This window comes from Pseudomonas sp. 9.2(2024) (genome assembly GCF_039695385.1).
GTDB lineage: Bacteria > Pseudomonadota > Gammaproteobacteria > Pseudomonadales > Pseudomonadaceae > Aquipseudomonas > Aquipseudomonas paraglycinae.
The window spans coordinates 6,009,106-6,027,125 of sequence record NZ_CP155585.1 but is presented as its reverse complement, the minus strand read 5'-3'; the positions used below and the strand labels follow the sequence as shown (position 1 = coordinate 6,027,125).

The 18,020-nt window shown below is 59.2% G+C and carries 18 protein-coding genes; 12 read left to right on the top strand and 6 right to left on the bottom strand.

Annotated elements, in window-relative coordinates; genetic code table 11:
* Positions 1-22 precede the first annotated feature (22 nt).
* Positions 23-1,213 carry a methionine adenosyltransferase gene (gene metK, locus ABFB52_RS27265; protein WP_027610621.1) on the bottom strand — a complete coding sequence of 397 codons (1,191 nt, stop codon included), beginning with the start codon at positions 1,211-1,213 and terminating at the stop codon, positions 23-25.
* Positions 1,214-1,231: 18 nt separating this feature from the next.
* Positions 1,232-2,227 carry a metalloregulator ArsR/SmtB family transcription factor gene (locus ABFB52_RS27260; RefSeq protein WP_129972219.1) on the bottom strand — a complete coding sequence of 332 codons (996 nt, stop codon included), beginning with the start codon at positions 2,225-2,227 and terminating at the stop codon, positions 1,232-1,234.
* Between the two features lie 271 nt (positions 2,228-2,498).
* On the opposite strand from ABFB52_RS27260, the gene tkt reads away from it, so the two are divergent.
* The 8 genes from tkt to ABFB52_RS27220 all read left to right on the top strand — a co-directional run bounded on the left by tkt (position 2,499) and on the right by ABFB52_RS27220 (position 10,387).
* The gene (gene tkt / locus ABFB52_RS27255; protein ID WP_129972218.1) at positions 2,499-4,496 is read left to right on the top strand and encodes a transketolase; all 1,998 of its coding nucleotides are present in this window, start codon (positions 2,499-2,501) and stop codon (positions 4,494-4,496) included.
* 151 nt (positions 4,497-4,647) lie between these two features.
* Positions 4,648-5,700 (top strand): erythrose-4-phosphate dehydrogenase, encoded by a 1,053-nt coding sequence (gene epd / locus ABFB52_RS27250; protein WP_039767974.1) that lies wholly within the window; start codon positions 4,648-4,650, stop codon positions 5,698-5,700.
* A gap of 12 nt (positions 5,701-5,712) precedes the next feature.
* Positions 5,713-6,876, top strand: coding sequence for a phosphoglycerate kinase (locus ABFB52_RS27245; protein WP_011336326.1), 1,164 nt, complete (start codon positions 5,713-5,715; stop codon positions 6,874-6,876).
* A 34-nt stretch (positions 6,877-6,910) separates the two neighbouring features.
* Entirely contained in the window at positions 6,911-7,132 is a 222-nt protein-coding gene (locus ABFB52_RS27240) for a hypothetical protein (RefSeq protein ID WP_085697808.1), read from the top strand.
* Positions 7,133-7,189: 57 nt separating this feature from the next.
* Positions 7,190-7,522 (top strand): MliC family protein, encoded by a 333-nt coding sequence (locus ABFB52_RS27235; RefSeq protein ID WP_129972217.1) that lies wholly within the window; start codon positions 7,190-7,192, stop codon positions 7,520-7,522.
* A gap of 125 nt (positions 7,523-7,647) precedes the next feature.
* Entirely contained in the window at positions 7,648-8,712 is a 1,065-nt protein-coding gene (gene fba / locus ABFB52_RS27230; protein ID WP_007959708.1) for a class II fructose-bisphosphate aldolase, read from the top strand.
* Between the two features lie 159 nt (positions 8,713-8,871).
* Positions 8,872-9,123 carry a helix-turn-helix transcriptional regulator gene (locus ABFB52_RS27225; RefSeq protein ID WP_085746662.1) on the top strand — a complete coding sequence of 84 codons (252 nt, stop codon included), beginning with the start codon at positions 8,872-8,874 and terminating at the stop codon, positions 9,121-9,123.
* Complete coding sequence (locus ABFB52_RS27220) at positions 9,116-10,387, top strand: type II toxin-antitoxin system HipA family toxin (RefSeq protein WP_129972216.1); 1,272 nt, start codon at positions 9,116-9,118, stop codon at positions 10,385-10,387. Before ABFB52_RS27225 ends, ABFB52_RS27220 begins: the two co-directional genes overlap by 8 nt.
* A gap of 101 nt (positions 10,388-10,488) precedes the next feature.
* Here the strand turns inward: ABFB52_RS27220 and ABFB52_RS27215 are convergent, their stop codons facing one another.
* The 3 genes from ABFB52_RS27215 to ABFB52_RS27205 form a co-directional block, all read right to left on the bottom strand.
* Positions 10,489-11,313 carry a hypothetical protein gene (locus ABFB52_RS27215; RefSeq protein ID WP_129972215.1) on the bottom strand — a complete coding sequence of 275 codons (825 nt, stop codon included), beginning with the start codon at positions 11,311-11,313 and terminating at the stop codon, positions 10,489-10,491.
* Positions 11,314-11,638: 325 nt separating this feature from the next.
* Positions 11,639-12,001, bottom strand: a complete 363-nt coding sequence (locus ABFB52_RS27210) for a DUF6124 family protein (RefSeq protein ID WP_129972214.1) — start codon at positions 11,999-12,001, stop codon at positions 11,639-11,641.
* A gap of 364 nt (positions 12,002-12,365) precedes the next feature.
* Complete coding sequence (locus ABFB52_RS27205; protein WP_007959711.1) at positions 12,366-13,034, bottom strand: polysaccharide lyase family 7 protein; 669 nt, start codon at positions 13,032-13,034, stop codon at positions 12,366-12,368.
* Between the two features lie 351 nt (positions 13,035-13,385).
* Between ABFB52_RS27205 and ABFB52_RS27200 the strand changes: the two genes are divergently transcribed.
* Genes ABFB52_RS27200 through ABFB52_RS27190 form a run of 3 tightly spaced genes read left to right on the top strand, consistent with a single transcriptional unit; the run spans position 13,386 to position 16,363 of the window.
* Positions 13,386-15,509, top strand: a complete 2,124-nt coding sequence (locus ABFB52_RS27200) for an EAL domain-containing protein (RefSeq protein ID WP_085746658.1) — start codon at positions 13,386-13,388, stop codon at positions 15,507-15,509.
* 41 nt (positions 15,510-15,550) lie between these two features.
* Positions 15,551-16,042: a M48 family metallopeptidase gene (locus ABFB52_RS27195; protein WP_085746657.1), complete on the top strand. Its 492-nt coding sequence runs from the start codon at positions 15,551-15,553 to the stop codon at positions 16,040-16,042.
* A 24-nt stretch (positions 16,043-16,066) separates the two neighbouring features.
* Positions 16,067-16,363, top strand: a complete 297-nt coding sequence (locus ABFB52_RS27190; protein ID WP_007894945.1) for a winged helix-turn-helix domain-containing protein — start codon at positions 16,067-16,069, stop codon at positions 16,361-16,363.
* A gap of 209 nt (positions 16,364-16,572) precedes the next feature.
* On the opposite strand, the gene ABFB52_RS27185 is transcribed toward ABFB52_RS27190, so the two are convergent.
* Positions 16,573-17,025: a GNAT family N-acetyltransferase gene (locus tag ABFB52_RS27185; RefSeq protein WP_085746656.1), complete on the bottom strand. Its 453-nt coding sequence runs from the start codon at positions 17,023-17,025 to the stop codon at positions 16,573-16,575.
* Positions 17,026-17,281: 256 nt separating this feature from the next.
* On the opposite strand from ABFB52_RS27185, the gene ABFB52_RS27180 reads away from it, so the two are divergent.
* Entirely contained in the window at positions 17,282-18,019 is a 738-nt protein-coding gene (locus tag ABFB52_RS27180) for a transporter substrate-binding domain-containing protein (RefSeq protein WP_085746655.1), read from the top strand.
* Position 18,020: the final 1 nt, after the last annotated feature.

The window sequence follows — 18,020 nt, the reverse complement described above, 5'->3', positions numbered from 1 at the left end:
GCTTCTCGTACCGCCAGGAAAATTACAGGCCGGCGGCGGAACGCAGAGCGTCGGCGCGGTCGGTTTTTTCCCAGGTGAACGTGGAGAAGGTGTCTTCGCCAACAGTCTTGGTCTGCGGAGCACGGCCGAAGTGGCCGTAGGCTGCGGTTTCCTGGTACATCGGGTGCAGCAGGTCCAGCATGGTGGTGATCGCGTATGGACGCAGGTCGAACACTTCGCGGACCAGTTTGATGATCTTGTCATCGCTGATCTTGCCGGTGCCGAAGGTGTTCAGCGAGATCGAAGTAGGCTGGGCCACACCGATCGCGTAGGAAACCTGGATCTCGCAACGCTCGGCCAGGCCGGCAGCCACGATGTTCTTGGCAACATAACGGCCAGCGTAGGCAGCCGAACGGTCAACCTTGGATGGATCTTTACCGGAGAACGCGCCACCGCCGTGACGGGCCATGCCGCCGTAGCTGTCGACGATGATCTTGCGACCGGTCAGACCGCAGTCACCTACCGGGCCGCCAATGATGAACTGGCCGGTCGGGTTGATGTGGAACTGGGTGTCCTTGCTCAGCAGTTCGGCAGGCAGCACGTGCTTGACGATCAGCTCCATCACGCCTTCGCGCAGGTCCTTGTACGACACTTCAGGGTTGTGCTGGGTCGACAGAACAACAGCGTCGATACCCACAACCTTGCCGCCTTCGTAACGGCAGGTCACTTGGGACTTGGCGTCCGGACGCAGCCAAGGCAGCAGACCCGATTTACGGGCTTCGGCCTGACGCTGAACCAGTTGGTGCGAGAAGGTGATCGGTGCCGGCATCAGCACGTCGGTTTCGTTGCTGGCGTAACCGAACATCAGGCCCTGGTCGCCGGCGCCCTGATCTTCAGGCTTGGCACGGTCAACGCCCTGGTTGATGTCAGGGGACTGCTTGCCGATGATGTTCATCACGCCGCAGGTAGCGCCGTCGAAGCCGACTTCGGAGCTGGTGTAACCGATGTCGCAGATCACGTCACGAACGATCTGCTCCAGGTCGACCCAGGCGCTGGTGGTCACTTCACCGGCAACGATGGCCACGCCAGTCTTGACCAGGGTTTCCACGGCAACGCGTGCGTGCTTGTCCTGGGCGATGATGGCGTCCAGCACTGCATCGGAAATCTGGTCGGCGATTTTGTCCGGATGTCCTTCAGACACGGACTCGGAGGTGAAGAGGGAGTATTCGCTCATCTCGATGTTTTCCTGAATTTACCGATGGTGAGTGTCGCCAGCCGGTCGCTGAAAATGGCGAACCTGGATCTGGAAACCATTACGTAAGCCTACATAGAGGCTTTCCCCGGGAACGAGTCCCGCAGCGGTGGCCCAACGGGCCAGATCGTCCTGTTCAAACCCCAACCACAGATCACCGCAGGCCTCCCTGGCCCAACTCTGGTTGTGGCTACATAACTCTGTCACGAGCAGGCTACCGCCCGGTTGCAGCAGGCTGGCCATGTGCTTGAGCGCTTCGGCCGGCGCGGCGAAATGGTGCAACACCATGTTCAACACCACGCAATCGGCCTGAAGGCTCACGCCATTCAATGCATCGGCCAATTGCAGGCTGACGTTAGCCAGCTGTTCACGTTCACATACCTGACGGGCCAGTTCGAGCATCGCCGCGCTGTTGTCCAGTGCGGTTACGGTGCCGAAGCGACGCGCCAGTTCCGGCAGGAAAGCTCCATCGCCGGGGCCGACTTCAATGGCCGTGGCAGCGCCATTGAAGTTCAGTTTGTCGAGCAGGGCCAGCACGCTTTCACGGTACTGCGGCAGGCCGGCAATCAAATCCTGCTGGGCGCGGAATTTCTCTGCGATCCGGGCGAAAAAGTCCTGGCTGTTGGCCGCACGTTGCCCGTGAACCTGTGCGATCCGGGTTTCCACGTCAGCCGGCAGCGCCAGATTGTCGACTTCTTCTAACAATGCCGCGTGCAACTTGCCGCCCAGCAACTCGGTGTGGGGCAGGGCGCGGCGATAGAACACCGCATTGCCTTCGCGGCGAGTCGCCACCAGATCCGCCTGCGCCAGCACTTTAAGGTGATGGCTCATGCCGGACTGGCCGATATCGAAAATCTGCGCCAGTTCCAGTACGCCGAACGAGTCGTTGGCCAGGGCGCGCAATACATTCAGCCGCAGCGGATCGCCGCCGGCCTTGCACAGGGCCGCCAGCTCGTCGCAATCGTCATGGCGAATGGAAGGCACGCGTAAGTTCATAGGGCTGGCAGTCTAGTGACGGCCTGAAGGCATCGCAAGGTCTATATCAAAAAGTTTTGATATTGCTCGATGGATGGCGCATTCGATTGCACTTCTCACCGCCCGGTTAACTCTACAAACGAACAGCGGAAAGGTTTCACCAACCGAAACCGGTGTTATCCATTGGAAAAACGCCTCCGGATGACTATCTGTCATTGCCCCGAGGCGCTCGGGTGAGGGAAAATGCCCTCCTTTTTTCCGTTTCAATCTATTCACACCCAGGAGATCAGCGATGCCTAGCCGTCGTGAGCGTGCCAACGCCATTCGTGCCCTCAGCATGGATGCCGTGCAAAAAGCCAACAGCGGCCATCCCGGTGCCCCTATGGGTATGGCAGATATCGCCGAAGTGCTTTGGCGCGACTACCTCAAGCACAACCCGAGCAATCCATCGTTCGCCGACCGTGACCGCTTCGTGCTGTCCAACGGCCACGGCTCGATGTTGATCTACTCGCTGCTGCACCTGACCGGCTACGACCTGTCGATCGACGACCTGAAGCAATTCCGTCAACTGCACAGCCGTACCCCGGGCCACCCGGAATTCGGTTACACCCCGGGCGTTGAAACCACCACCGGCCCGCTGGGTCAGGGCCTGGCCAACGCCGTGGGCTTCGCCCTGGCAGAAAAAGTACTGGGCGCGCAGTTCAACCGTCCTGGCCACAACATCGTCGACCACCACACCTACGTGTTCCTGGGTGATGGCTGCATGATGGAAGGCATTTCCCACGAAGTCGCTTCCCTGGCCGGCACTCTGGGCCTGGGCAAGCTGATCGCCTTCTACGATGACAACGGCATTTCCATCGACGGCGAAGTCGAAGGCTGGTTCACCGACGACACGCCGAAGCGTTTCGAATCGTACAACTGGCAAGTGATCCGCAACGTTGACGGTCACGACCCGGAAGAGATCAAGACCGCCATCGAGACCGCTCGCAAGAGCCCGTTGCCGACCCTGATCTGCTGCAAGACCACCATCGGTTTCGGTTCGCCGAACAAGCAAGGCAAGGAAGATTGCCACGGCGCCCCGCTGGGTGACGCGGAAATCGCCCTGACCCGTCAGGCGCTGAACTGGAACCACGGTCCGTTCGAAATCCCGGCCGACATCTATGCCGAGTGGGATGCCAAGGAAAAAGGCCGCGCCGCCGAAGCCGAGTGGGATCAGCGTTTCGCTGCCTACTCCGCCGCGTTCCCGGCCGAAGCCAACGAACTGATCCGTCGCCTGAGCGGCGAACTGCCGGCCGACTTCTCCGAGAAGGCCGATGCCTACATCGCCGACGTTGCCGCCAAAGGCGAAACCATCGCCAGCCGTAAAGCCAGCCAGAACGCCCTGAACGCGTTCGGCCCGCTGCTGCCGGAAGTGCTGGGCGGTTCGGCTGACCTGGCCGGTTCCAACCTGACCCTGTGGAAAGGCTGCAAAGGCGTCAGCGCCGAAGACGCCAGCGGCAACTACATGTACTACGGCGTGCGCGAGTTCGGCATGACCGCCATCATGAACGGCGTTGCCCTGCACGGCGGTCTGGTGCCTTACGGCGCGACCTTCCTGATGTTCATGGAATACGCCCGCAACGCAGTGCGCATGTCCGCTCTGATGAAGCAGCGTGTGATCCACGTCTACACCCACGACTCCATCGGTCTGGGCGAAGACGGCCCGACGCACCAGCCGATCGAGCAACTGACCAGCCTGCGCAGCACGCCGAACCTCGACACCTGGCGTCCAGCCGATGCCGTTGAATCGGCCGTGGCCTGGAAAAACGCTCTGGAGCGCAAGGACGGCCCGTCGGCGCTGATCTTCTCGCGTCAGAACCTGCAGCACCAAACCCGTGATGCCGGCCAGATCGCCGACATCCGTCGTGGTGGTTACGTGCTGAAGGACTGCGCAGGCGAGCCTGAGCTGATCCTGATCGCGACCGGTTCGGAAGTCGGTCTGGCCGTTCAGGCCTACGACAAACTCACCGAGCAGGGCCGCAAGGTGCGCGTGGTTTCCATGCCATGCACCAGCGCGTTCGACGCTCAGGACGCCAGCTACAAGCAATCGGTCCTGCCGTTGCAGGTTGGCGCACGTATCGCGATCGAAGCGGCCCACGCCGACTTCTGGTTCAAGTACGTGGGTCTGGAAGGTCGCGTGATCGGCATGACCACCTACGGCGAATCGGCTCCGGCTTCGGCACTGTTCGAAGAGTTCGGCTTCACCCTGGAAAACATCCTGGGTCAGGCTGAAGAGCTGCTGGAAGACTGATCCAGATCAGGTGTCGTCTTAACTGACGCCATCGCGGGCAAGCCCGCTCCCACATGGGCGATGTAGATCCCTGTGGGAGCGGGCTTGCCCGCGATGGCGGTCGGTCAGGCAACATCGCTTTGACTGATACACCACGGTAATCGAGAACCCCATGCCTCAACCGCGTCCCTACAAAGTTGCACTCAACGGCTACGGCCGGATTGGTCGTTGCGTCTTGCGTGCGTTGTTCGAGCGAGGCGAGAAGGCCGGGTTTGAGATTGTCGCGATCAACGATCTGGCCGACATGGCCAGCATCGAATACCTGACACGCTTCGACTCCACTCACGGCCGGTTTCCGGGCGAGGTGAAGGTCGACGGCGATTGTCTGCATATTAATGGCGACTGCGTGAAGGTCCTGCGCAGTGCCACTCCCGAAGGCATCGATTGGGCGTCGCTGGGCGTCGATCTGGTGCTCGAATGCTCCGGCGCCTGGCACACCCGCGCAGACGGCCAGCGTTTCCTCGACGCCGGCGCGCCGCGTGTGCTGTTTTCGCAGCCGATGGCCAGCGAGGCGGATGTCGACGCCACCATCGTTTACGGCGTCAATCAGGATTGCCTGACCGGCGACGAACTGCTGGTGTCCAACGCCTCCTGCACCACCAACTGCGGCGTGCCGCTGTTGCGTCTGCTGGATCAGGCGGTCGGCCTGGATTACGTGTCGATCACCACGATTCACTCGGCGATGAACGATCAGCCGGTGATCGACGCCTATCACCACGAAGACCTGCGCCGCACCCGTTCGGCGTTCCAGTCGGTGATCCCGGTGTCCACCGGTCTGGCGCGTGGTATCGAGCGCCTGCTGCCGGAACTTGCCGGGCGAATTCAGGCCAAAGCCGTACGCGTGCCGACGGTCAACGTGTCCTGCCTCGACATCACGATGCAGACCGCGAGCGACACCGACGCCGGCGAGGTCAACCGGATCCTGCGCGACGCCGCCACCAGCGGCCCGCTCAAAGGTCTGTTGGCCTACACCGAATTGCCTCACGCAAGCTGTGATTTCAACCATGACCCACATTCGGCCATCGTCGATGCCAGTCAGACCCGCGTTTCCGGCCCACGGCTGGTGAACATCCTGGCCTGGTTCGACAACGAATGGGGTTTTGCCAACCGAATGCTGGATGTTGCAGAGCACTATCTGCAAACAGCGACTTCAAAAAAACCGTAGGAAGTGCGACCCATGACCGTGTTGAAGATGTCCGACCTCGATCTGCAAGGTAAGCGCGTATTGATCCGCGAAGACCTCAACGTCCCAGTCAAGGACGGTGTTGTCACCAGCGATGCGCGTATCCTGGCTTCGCTGCCGACCATCAAGCTGGCCCTGGAAAAAGGCGCGGCCGTGATGGTCTGCTCGCACCTGGGTCGTCCGACCGAAGGCGAATTCTCCGCCGAGAACAGCCTCAAGCCTGTCGCCGACTACCTGAGCAAGGCCCTGGGCCGCGAAGTGCCGCTGGTGGCCGACTACCTTGGCGGCGTTGACGTCAAGGCCGGCGACATCGTGCTGTTCGAAAACGTGCGCTTCAACAAGGGCGAGAAAAAGAACGCCGACGAACTGGCCCAGCAATATGCCGCCCTGTGCGACGTGTTCGTGATGGACGCTTTCGGCACCGCTCACCGCGCCGAAGGTTCGACCCACGGCGTCGCCAAGTTCGCCAAAGTCGCCGCGGCCGGCCCGCTGCTGGCCGCTGAACTCGACGCACTGGGCAAAGCCCTGGGCGCCCCGGCCAAGCCGATGGCGGCCATCGTTGCCGGTTCCAAGGTCTCGACCAAACTCGACGTCCTGAACAGCCTGAGCCAGATCTGCGATCAACTGATCGTCGGCGGCGGCATCGCCAACACCTTCCTCGCGGCGGCCGGTCACCCGGTCGGCAAGTCGCTGTACGAGCCGGACCTGCTGGACACCGCGCGCGCCATCGCCGCCAAGGTCAGCGTGCCGCTGCCGGTCGACGTGGTGGTTGCCAAGGAATTCGCTGAAAGCGCTGAAGCGACCGTGAAGCTGATCGCTGACGTGGCTGCCGACGACATGATCCTCGACATCGGCCCGCAAACCGCGGCCAACTTCGCCGAACTGCTGAAGTCGTCGAAAACCATCCTGTGGAACGGCCCGGTCGGCGTGTTCGAATTCGACCAGTTCGGCAACGGCACCAAAGTGCTGGCCGAAGCCATCGCCGAAAGCGCGGCGTTCTCGATTGCCGGTGGTGGCGACACCCTGGCGGCCATCGATAAATATGGCGTGGCGGAAAAGATCTCCTACATTTCCACCGGCGGTGGCGCGTTCCTCGAATTCGTCGAGGGCAAGGTGCTGCCGGCCGTTGAAGTCCTGGAAAGCCGGGCCAAGGCCTGAGGCCGCCCGATTGGCCAGGCAAAGGAGTGTTCAGATGGTCAAGTCGTTAGCGCTGTTGTTGCTGACCGGTACATTGGCAGCCTGCGGGAGTAACCCGAAGGCTGCGCCGGAGCCGGCACCCGGCGAGGCACAGAAAGGCTGCTACCAGGCCGACTGGCAGGCCGAAACCAACCCGGTGCTGAACAAGCGCTCGGGCCCGGACGGTCTGGACAAATACGAGACGCAAACCCCGGCCAAGGAACATGGTTGTCCTTGACCGGTCTGACTCTTTAACTCAGGGCCGGCGGCTTGCGCTGCCGGTCGAGGAACACGGATGAAAGGCTTGATCGCCGTTGCGGCACTGGGATTGTTGGGTGGTTGCGCGCAGTGGAACCCGTTCCAGTCATCCGCACCTGTGGATAACTGGACCACCTGGACCTGCGACAGCCAGGCCAAGGTGCTGTGGCGCTACACCGATGCCGCCCGCAACGAAGTCGATGTGCGACTGGGCGGCGGCGATCAGGTCTATCGCCTGAAAGAAGAGCCGGGCGCCTCGGGCGCGCTGTACAGCGACGACATGCTGGCGTTTCACATCAAAGGTGAGGAGGGCCTGGTCTACTGGGTCGCCACCAATGATCTGATCGGTCGGGGCTGCAAAGCCGAATAAAACAGAATTTGCTTTATCGAATCACCAGGCCGGGCCTCAACCCCCGATCTGCAATCACTTGAATAGCCGCCGCCGCTCCGGCAGGCTGGCACGATTAACGACCCAAACCGGGAGAGACACACACAATGGCACTTATCAGCATGCGCCAGATGCTGGACCACGCAGCCGAGTTCGGCTACGGCGTTCCAGCCTTCAACGTCAACAACCTTGAGCAGATGCGCGCCATCATGGAAGCCGCTGACAAGACTGACTCCCCGGTGATCGTTCAGGCTTCGGCCGGTGCCCGCAAATACGCCGGCGCCCCGTTCCTGCGTCACCTGATCCTGGCGGCGATCGAAGAATTCCCGCACATCCCGGTGTGCATGCACCAGGACCACGGCACCAGCCCTGACGTCTGCCAGCGCTCGATCCAGCTGGGCTTCAGCTCGGTCATGATGGACGGCTCCCTCGGCGAAGACGGCAAGACCCCGACCGACTACGAATACAACGTCCGCGTGACCCAACAAACCGTCGCCATGGCTCACGCCTGCGGCGTTTCGGTTGAAGGCGAGCTGGGCTGCCTGGGTTCGCTGGAAACCGGCATGGCCGGTGAAGAAGACGGCATCGGCGCCGAAGGCGTTCTGGATCACAGCCAGATGCTGACCGACCCGGAAGAAGCCGCTGACTTCGTCAAGAAGACCCAGGTTGATGCCCTGGCCATCGCCATCGGCACCAGCCACGGCGCCTACAAGTTCACCAAGCCACCTACCGGTGACGTGCTGGCGATCGACCGCATCAAGGAAATCCACAAACGCATCCCGAACACCCACCTGGTGATGCACGGCTCTTCCTCGGTCCCGCAAGAATGGCTGGCGATCATCAACCAGTACGGCGGCGACATCAAAGAAACCTACGGCGTACCGGTTGAAGAAATCGTCGAAGGCATCAAGCACGGCGTGCGCAAGGTCAACATCGACACCGACCTGCGTCTGGCATCCACTGGCGCCATGCGTCGTCTGATGGCCACCAACCCGAGCGAATTCGACCCACGTAAATTCTTCGGCGAAACCGTCAAGGCGATGCGCGATGTATGTATCGCTCGTTACGAGGCTTTCGGTACTGCCGGCAACGCTTCGAAGATCAAGCCGATCTCGCTGGAAAGCATGTATCAGCGTTATCTGAAGGGTGAGTTGAACGCCAAGGTCAATTGAGACTGGGTGTTGAACTGATTTGAAAGAAACCCGCCGTGAGGCGGGTTTTTTTTGCCTGGAGTTTTATCAAGCAGTCGACTGACGTAAGGCGCTTGAAATGTCACCCATAACGGACATAATCGATTCCAGATTATAAAAAGTCCCATATGGGTGACATTTATGCTGCTCCCCAATCCCGCTGTTTTCGGTGAAAGAATTCGGCAATTGCGTCGGGCCAAAGGCTACAGCCAAGCGATATTGGCCCACAGAGCCAAATGCAGCCGCAAAACCATCATTGACCTTGAGGCCGGCGAGAATGTCGCGCTCTACACCGCGTTCAGGGTGCTGGCAGCGCTGGGCATGGCGCTGGAAATTGTTGATAACCGCATTGACCTCAAATCCCTGGCCGATCTGGTAGAGCACGATGAGTAAAGTCAAAAGGCTCAACGTCACCACGCCGCAAGGCTTCGCTGGTGCGCTGTCCAAGGGATCGCAGTTTTCCTTTGTTTATGAAACCGCCGATGCAACAAGGGAAGTCTCACTTGTCATGCCCTATGACCCGACGCCCTCGGTGAGCAACGTGCTGCATCCGATCTTCGATATGAATGTGCCTGAAGGGTTTCTGGCGGATCAGATCAAGCGCCGGATGGCCAAGCACATGCAAGTCGATGAGATGCGCCTGTTATCGGTCATCGGCGGGAACCAGATCGGACGCCTCACCTACCAGAATCCGATAGAAACTCCGGTATCCGTGCGTGCGCAAGTTGGATTGCAGGAGATCCTGTCCGCCGATGTTTCGCAGGGCGTTTTCGAGTTTCTGGTCGACACCTATTTCGAGTCGGGCATTTCAGGTGTACAGCCCAAGGTGCTGGTTCCGGACCTGGACAAGCTCACCGGCAATCGAAAAACCATGCTCAGCTCCGACCTGATCGTCAAATCAGGCGCGGATGAGTACGCACATCTGGCTCAGAACGAGTTTCTCTGCTTGGAAGCGGCTCGCATCGCCGGACTTGAAACACCGCCGTTCTGGTTGTCCGAAAACGGCGATTTGTTTGTGATGGAGCGTTTTGACCTGACCGAGGCCGGTCGCCTCGGGTTCGAAGACATGGCGGTTCTGTTGGGACTAAACAAGGATCCCCATGACAACTACAAGTATTCGCAGAGCTACGAAACTCTCGCGGCCGTGATTGGCCAGGTCTGTCGGCATGGTGATGCGCTTCGGGAGTTGGAGCGTTTTTTCGCTTCGGTCTGCCTTTCGGTCATGGTTCGAAACGGCGATGCGCATCTGAAGAACTTCGGCGTGATTTATACCCATCCAGAAGCTCTGGAAACTGTGCAATTGGCTCCCGTTTTTGATGTCACCACCACAACGGTCTACGAAAACTACAATCCCAAATCAGGCCGCTCCTTGGTTGATCGCACGTTGGCAATCAAGATGAACAAGGTGAAAACCTATCCGGATCGCCAGCAACTGATCGAGTTTGGTCGCAAGCATTGTTCAGTGGAGAAGCCAGCCTTGATCATCGAGCGTATTGCTGAGGCGATGACTCAAGCGTTGGCGAATCATCAGGCGCGAGTGAACGGCGAGTTGTTTGCTGATATGCAGCGGGAATGGGATGCGGGGCGGGTAGTGGCGTTGAATGACTCCGTCGGCTCAGGAATGAAGCGAAAGCCAGTCGGCACGACCCGTATTTGATATACGTAGGTCGAGTTGAAAATAAAGGAAAGCGGGGGCAGATTGATTTAATCGAGCAGCAGATAAATAAATCTGTCCCTCTGATTGATGTCGGAGTGGAATCAGCTTGCGCGGCGCACTGGCTTTATCGCAGTCAAAAAATCATTGATCACTTTTAAAACCCACTCTTTGGCCTTTTGAGTATTTGCCAACGGCGCTTCGCCTGCGCCCTCGATAAAGCCCGGAATATGTTCGGGAGCAAGTTTGACGATAAATGCAGCGGCGTCATCTGCTGCAGATTTATTATTGAACTCGTTCTCCAAACGACTCATTGACGCTGCGAATATTGAGCTCTTCATCAATTGCTTACTGTGTTCCGTCAGTTCAGTGATGTTGTTCGACTGATTGATGACGAGGAATATATCGAAGGCATCCCGCAAGCGTTTCCCAAAACCAACCGAGCGCCCCTTGGCAGAAAGGAAGCCAGCTTCGGTGGCGAAGGGGATCTTCAGCGAGGTCTCCGTACCGTCCATGGCCTGCCCCGATATCAACTGATGCCTGGCTTCCTTTTCAGTGAAGATCACGTCCGTTCCCGGGGTCGCGATGGACTCATAACGCCCCCACTGCATAATCAGGTCGGCTGAATCATCTGCATATTTCCTGTGCAGGAAATCCACATGAAAAATCATTGGTTCATCATTGACCACCAGCTTTCTGTACACCTGGAACGCATTCTTTGGCGCCCGCATGTACCCCGAGTCCTTAACCATTGAGTCCAGAGCCCGAATAACATGCTCTTTACTCAGCGCCGCATTCAGAATGATGTCGACGTCATAGGTGCCCGTGTGGGGAATGGGCTTGGAGTTAAACAGGTAAGGAATCCATCCACCAATCACCGCGTAGTCGATAGTTTGACGATTTAGTAACCCGGCTACTTCCAGCAGCATGGCCCGTGCTGCTTCTTGTTCGCTTGCAAAGCTTTAAGTCATGTTCAGTCGTTCCTTCTTTTACTTGGTAGGTGTTATTTCTGAGGGGCCTGCGCCAAGCGCGGGGCGCCTCAATGTCTCAGGCCGGGCATCGGCGCTGCAGTAGTCGGCTTTTCTAGCTCCACCTCTTCCCTGCAAAGTCAATTGATCCGAGTGTAACTCGTTCATTTAAGAAACCCGCTATGGCGCGGATTTCTTGTAGGCGATGGTCTATCGGTAAGGGGCAAGAACGTCGCCAATTGCGGACATTTCTGAGATTCCGCGATGAGCGAGCCGTTATGGGTGGCTATTCCTTTAACTCGACGTGATCCAGCGCCTGATTCACCGCCAGTTCCCCCAGCATCACCAACTGCGCGATGCCTATCGCGGTTTTGCGGTCGGCGGGGGCGAGGGTGGCGGCGAAGTTGTTGAGCATTTCGCTGGCGGAGCCGAGGGTTTCGCTGGCGTTGGCCAGCAGGGATTCGGTGTTGTAGGCGGGATTGGCGAAGTACATGCGGTCGGGTTCGTTGACCGTGGCCATGATGCGGGCGCCGGGGCAGAGGTAGTGGTCTAGGGCGCGTTCGGCGGCTTCGTTGAGTTTTTTGGGGTCGATGGAATCGTAGGGAGAGGCCGGGTCTGTGACCGGCGGATGAGGCGTAGATTTAATCATTTGCTCGAAACCTGAATGGAGTGCCCCCGCTCTGGCTACTAATCAAAGTGGAGGCAACTGTACGCAGGTTAGTAGACCGGGGTTTCGAGCAAGCCGGCGCACCCGAAGATGCCCTGCGCACAGTCGCCATCAGGTGCAGGAATCGAAATTCCTGACTGACAGATGCTTGTGCACAAGCTCGAACCCTCGGGCTACTAAACCCGATCACTGCGAATCAGTGACCCGAATCAAGTTACCGATGGCCCTCCAGGCGCACAAGCTGGCGGATTCTGGCGTAGTGGTAGGCAGCGACGCAAGCCGTTGTAGGCTTCGGGACGTTACGCGCACTGCCTTTAAACAGCAGCCTTAAACGAACGCATCGCGGCTATTTATCGTGATCAATATCCAGCTTGCTGAACGTCACCTGCCCACCCTCACTGGTGTACCCGGTGTTGTCCTGCACATACACGCCAGCCTTGAAATACAGCGGTTTGTTGCGCCACGTCGCGCTGATCTGCGAATCCCACTGATACCCGGCCGCACTCACACCCAGCGCACCGCCGGGGCTCAGGTGAATGAGGTAGTTGAATTCGCGATTGAGTTTGATCCCGGTGGCGAGGGTGATGACGCGGCTTTCGTCCTGATCCGGATGGGTGCGCAGTTTGATCACCAGGTTGCCGGTCTCGGTTTTGTCTTTGTACTGGTACTCAAGCTTGAGCATCGGCTTCTGGCTTTCATAGGCGTGGATCTGGCCGATGACGATCTTGCCGGAGCTGGGCACCTTGTTGACCGAAAGGGTCGCGCGCAGCAGGTTGTCGGCGTCCGGGTAATACCAGTTGCGCAATGTTCCGTTGCTGTAGGTCTCACGCAGTTCGGTGCGCGGGTAGATGGCGTTTTCGGTTTTCGAGCCGGTCACCGGGGACCAGAAGAACAGGGTGCCGGTGTCGGAATGGAAGTACTGATCCTTGAAGCCGTTCACCAGTTTGGAGGTTTCGACGGTGTAGGGCGGGCTGCCAACGGGAACGCTGAGGTTCCAGGTTGCGAGATCAATCATGTCGGTTCTTCCACTCTATTTCTCTTGCACGCGCGTGCCAGAAGCTCTAGCCCGCGCCTCTTGGGGGCGGCCTTTATAAGCGTAGAGGGATTTTTTGTTAACGGCCGTCTGGCGGATGATTGGCGTCAACATCCTGTCGAAATGCCACCTTTCCCGGTTTTCGGGGGCTTCAGCGGTGACCGTTAGTCGGCTGCCTATCGGTTTGGTTAAATGATGGCTGGATGACAGCTATTGCTTTTACAGATCCCGGACTAGAGTGAAGACTCGGTGACTGTATGGTTTTCACGAGAAGCCGCCCGGAACACTGACCCGAGATGCCCCGACACGAGTTGTCCCGACAAGAGAAGCAGCATGGAATGCGCGCAACCCCAGCCAGGTGAAGGCAGCTCAGTCCTTTTGATCGTTGATGATTACCCTGAAAACCTGATCAGCATGCGCGCGTTGCTGCAGCGCCAGGACTGGCAGGTATTGACCGCCGCTTCCGGTTACGAAGCCCTCAACCTGTTGCTCGAACACGACATCGACCTGGTGCTGCTGGATGTGCAGATGCCGGGCATGGACGGTTTCGAAGTCGCGCGGCTGATGCGCGGCAGCCAGCGCACGCGCCTGACCCCGATCATTTTCCTCACTGCCAACGAGCAGTCCCAGGACGCCGTGATCAAGGGTTATGCCAGCGGTGCGGTGGATTACCTGTTCAAACCGTTCGATCCGCAGATTCTCAAGCCGAAAGTCCAGGCGTTGCTGGAGCACCAGCGCAATCGCCGGGCCTTGCAGCGTTTGAGTCAGGATCTGGAATCGGCGCGGGCCTTCAATGCCTCGGTGCTGGATAACGCGGCCGAAGGCATTCTGGTGTTGGGCGAGGATGGTTTGATCCGCTTTGCCAACCCGGCGATTTCCCGGTTGCTCAATGCGCCGGTGAAGGAGCTGGAAGGGCAGGAGTTTCTCGATTACCTGCAGAAACCGCACATTCCGCTGTGGGCCGATTCCGAGTTTTACGCCGGGTACAAACGTGGCGAGACGCTGCGTCTACACGATGCGTCGCTGCGCACCGCACCGGGGCAGCAGGTGCCAGTGGCCTTGTCCTGCGCGCCGCTGCCGAGTGAACAACATGCGATGGTGGTGACGGTGCTGGACATGTCGGTGGTGCGTCATCTGCATCAGCAGCTGGAATTTCAGGCTGTCACCGACCCGCTGACCGGGCTGCTCAATCGCCGGGGTTTTTACCAGACTGTGGAAAACCTGCTGTTGCGCGGCGAGCGCACGGATAGCAGTTGGGTGTTGATGTATCTCGATCTCGACGGTTTCAAGAGGGTCAATGATTCCCTCGGCCATGATGCCGGGGACCGGGTGTTGCGCTGGGTCTCCGAACAATTGAAAGCGTGCCTGCGGCCATTCGACATTCTGGCGCGGATGGGCGGCGATGAATTCACCGCGCTGCTGGATCTGGAATTCCCCGAACAAGCGGCGAAGATTGCTGAAAAACTCATCGAGCGGGTGTCGATCTGTCAGCAGATCGAAGGCCTCGATATTGCTCTGGGCGCGAGTATCGGCATTGCCACCTACCCCGACTGCGGCAACAACCTCGACGGTCTGCTGCGCGCCTCGGACATCGCCATGTACGAGGCCAAGCGTGCCGGGCGTCAGCAATATCGTTTCTACGATCATGAAATGAACGGCCGTGCGCGGTCGCGGCTGATGCTGGAAGAAAGCGTGCGTAATGCCATCGAGAACCGCGATTTCAATCTGGTGTATCAGCCGCAGGTGGCCATTGGCGATGGTCGCGTTCGTGGTTTCGAGGCGTTGCTGCGCTGGCAGCACCCGAGCGTCGGCGATGTGCCGCCGGGGTTGTTCCTGCCGTTGCTGGAGGAGGCGACGCTGATCAGCCGGCTCGGCAGCTGGATCTATCATCGCAGCGCCGGGCAGCGTAAGGCTTGGGAGTCCGAGTTCTCCAGGGATCTGGTGATCGGCGTGAGCCTGAGCAACACCCAGTTCGGCCTGCCGAATCTGGTCACTGAATTGCGCCAAGTGCTGGAGCGCCATGGTTTGCAGCCACACCAGATGGAAGTGGAAGTCACCGAAGAGGCGCTGACGATCAACCCGGACGAGACCCGCAAGCAGCTGAAGCTGCTGCGCAATCTCGGGGTGCGGGTGGCGCTGGACGATTTCGGTTCCGGGGCCTGCTCGCTGGCGCATTTGCGCGATCTGGAACTGGATACCCTCAAACTCGATCGCCACCTGATTGCCCGATTGCCGGACTCGTCCCGCGACGCTTCGCTAGTGCGCACGGTCATCGACTTATGCAAGGAATACGGCTTGCTGGTGATTGCCGAAGGCGTGGAAACCGTCGAGCAATACCAGTGGCTGCAAGCCCATGGTTGCGAGTACGTGCAAGGCTTCCTGGTGGCGCGGCCGTTGGTCGCCGAGGACACCGCACGCTTTACCGAGCCGTTCGACTGGAGCGCGTTGGCCGGTTGAATTCGCTACACTGGCGGCCTTTTCATGACCTGTGCCGCCCCATGACTGCGTTGAAATACCTCCAGGCCTATCCCGCGCAATTGCAGGATCAGGTGCGCCAATTGATCGCCGACAACCGCCTCGGTGATTACCTGAGCCAACGCTATCCGGGCCGCCACGATGTGCAGAGCGACAAGGCGTTGTACGGCTACGCGCTGGACTTGAAGCAGGAATACCTGCGCAACGCCCCGGCCATCGACAAGGTCCTGTTCGACAACCGTCTCGATCTGACCCACCGCGCCCTCGGCCTGCACACCACGGTGTCGCGGGTGCAGGGCGGCAAGCTCAAGGCCAAGAAAGAAATCCGCATCGCCTCGCTGTTCAAGGACGCCGCGCCGGAGTTTCTGAAGATGATCGTCGTGCACGAGCTGGCGCACTTCAAGGAGTCGGATCACAACAAGGCGTTCTATAAGTTATGTGAGCACATGCTGCCGGGCTACCACCAGGTCGAGTTCGACCTGCGGGTGTACCTGACGTGGCGCGACATGCAATAAGACATCAAACAACGGAGCGCATGCATGGACGTGAGCAAGACCAAGAGCAGTTTCTACCGGCGCTTGTACGTGGCGTACCTGATCGACAGCGGCCTGGCCAGCAGCGTGCCGGCGCTGACCGAGGTCACCGGCATGCCCCGGCGTACGGCGCAGGACACGATTGCGGCGCTGGCGGATCTGGATATCGTCTGCGAGTTCGAACAGGAAGAAGGCGCGCGCAATCATGCGGGGCGCTATCGGATTCGTGAGTGGGGGGCGATTGATCGGGGGTGGATCGAGCGGAATTTGCGGCAGATCAAGGCTGTTCTCGAATATCCCTGAGTTTGGGTGTTCGCCTTTAGATTGTTGCCCTCACCCCAGCCCTCTCCCGGAGGGAGAGGGAGCTGACCGAGGTGTCTTGCGTCATACATCGACCTGATCAAGTGTGGCGATTATGGATTCAACAACGCTCGTTCAGGTCGTTGTATCTCCCGAATATTCCCCAATCAGTCCCCTCTCCCTCCGGGAGAGGGTTAGGGTGAGGGGGCTTTTCAGGAACGCCGCATCCCGATGTGCGGAATGTCATCCTCCAGATATTCCTCACCCGCCACCACAAACCCATACCGCCCGTAATACCCCTGCAAATGCGCCTGGGCCGACAGATAGATCGGCACTTCCGGCCAACGCCTCTCGGCCTGTTTCAGCGCCTGCTCCATCATTTCATGCCCCAGTCCTTTGCCACGCCCGGCCGGTGCGGTCAGCACGCGGCCGATCACCACGTCGCCACCCTGGGATTCCGGGTCCAGCAGGCGCAGGTACGCCACCAGCTGATCATCGTCCCAACCCATCAAATGGCAGGTGTCACCGTCCAGATCCTGGCCGTCCGGATCCAGGTAAGCGCAGCGCTGTTCGACCACGAACACTTCCGAGCGCAATTTCAAAATGGCGTACAGCTGCTCCAGTCCCAGATCGCTGTGATGTTTGCAGACCCACTCGATTGTCATCTTCCGATTCCTTGAACAACGTCGCCCGATACTAAGCGCCCCGCCGAAATATGTCTGTATGGCTGAGAAATCTGTGACAAAGGCCAAAATGCCATCATTCCAATATCGCGGCCCGCCGTACTTTGTGTAATCTGCTGGGAAGCGCTGTGCAATGGCTTCAATGAGCTAAGGTTAGGGCCTGGGATTCGCCGGTAAGGGGCCTTGGGGTTTTGACTGAAAACACGCCGGGCGGCCCGCCCGCTAAGGATTTTCAAGCATGCCGCGATTGCATCGAGCCTTTGCTTTGATCGGATTGCTGTTGCTGGGTCAAAGCGCGGCAGCGGAGAAATTGCGTCTGGTGTTCGACGTCTGGCCGCCCTTTACCGATGACACACTGGTCAACGGTGGGCTGGCGACCGACATCGTCAGCACGGCCCTGGCCCGTGCCGGTTATGCCAGCGGTTATGAGCAGGTGCCGTGGGCGCGGGCGTTGATGGGGGTTGGCGAAGGACGTTACGACGTGCTGGTCAACGCCTGGTACAACGACGAGCGCACGAAGATCGGGCAGTTTTCCGCTGAGTACCTGCTCAATCGCGTGCGCTTCCTCAAGCGCAAAGACGCGCCCATCGAATACAACAACCTGCAGGAACTGCACACCTATCCGGTTGCGGTCGTGCGCGGCTACGCCTATTCGGCGCCGTTCGATGCCGACACCGCGTTGCAGAAAGTCCCTGTGCATAACTTCGCCATGGCCGTGCGCATGCTCGCGGCGGACCGGGTCAAGCTGACCCTGGAAGACGAATACGTGGCCCGCTATTACCTGGCCCGGGAATCACCGAAGGTACGCAACGCAGTGGAGTTTCTGCCCAAGCCGCTGAGCGAGAACAGCCTGCATATTCTGGTCAGCCTGAAGAACCCGCAGCACGAACAGATCGTGGCCGGGTTCGACAAGGCGATTGCATCGATGAAGGCCGATGGCAGCTATGACAAGCTGCTCAGGCAGCATGGAATGTGAG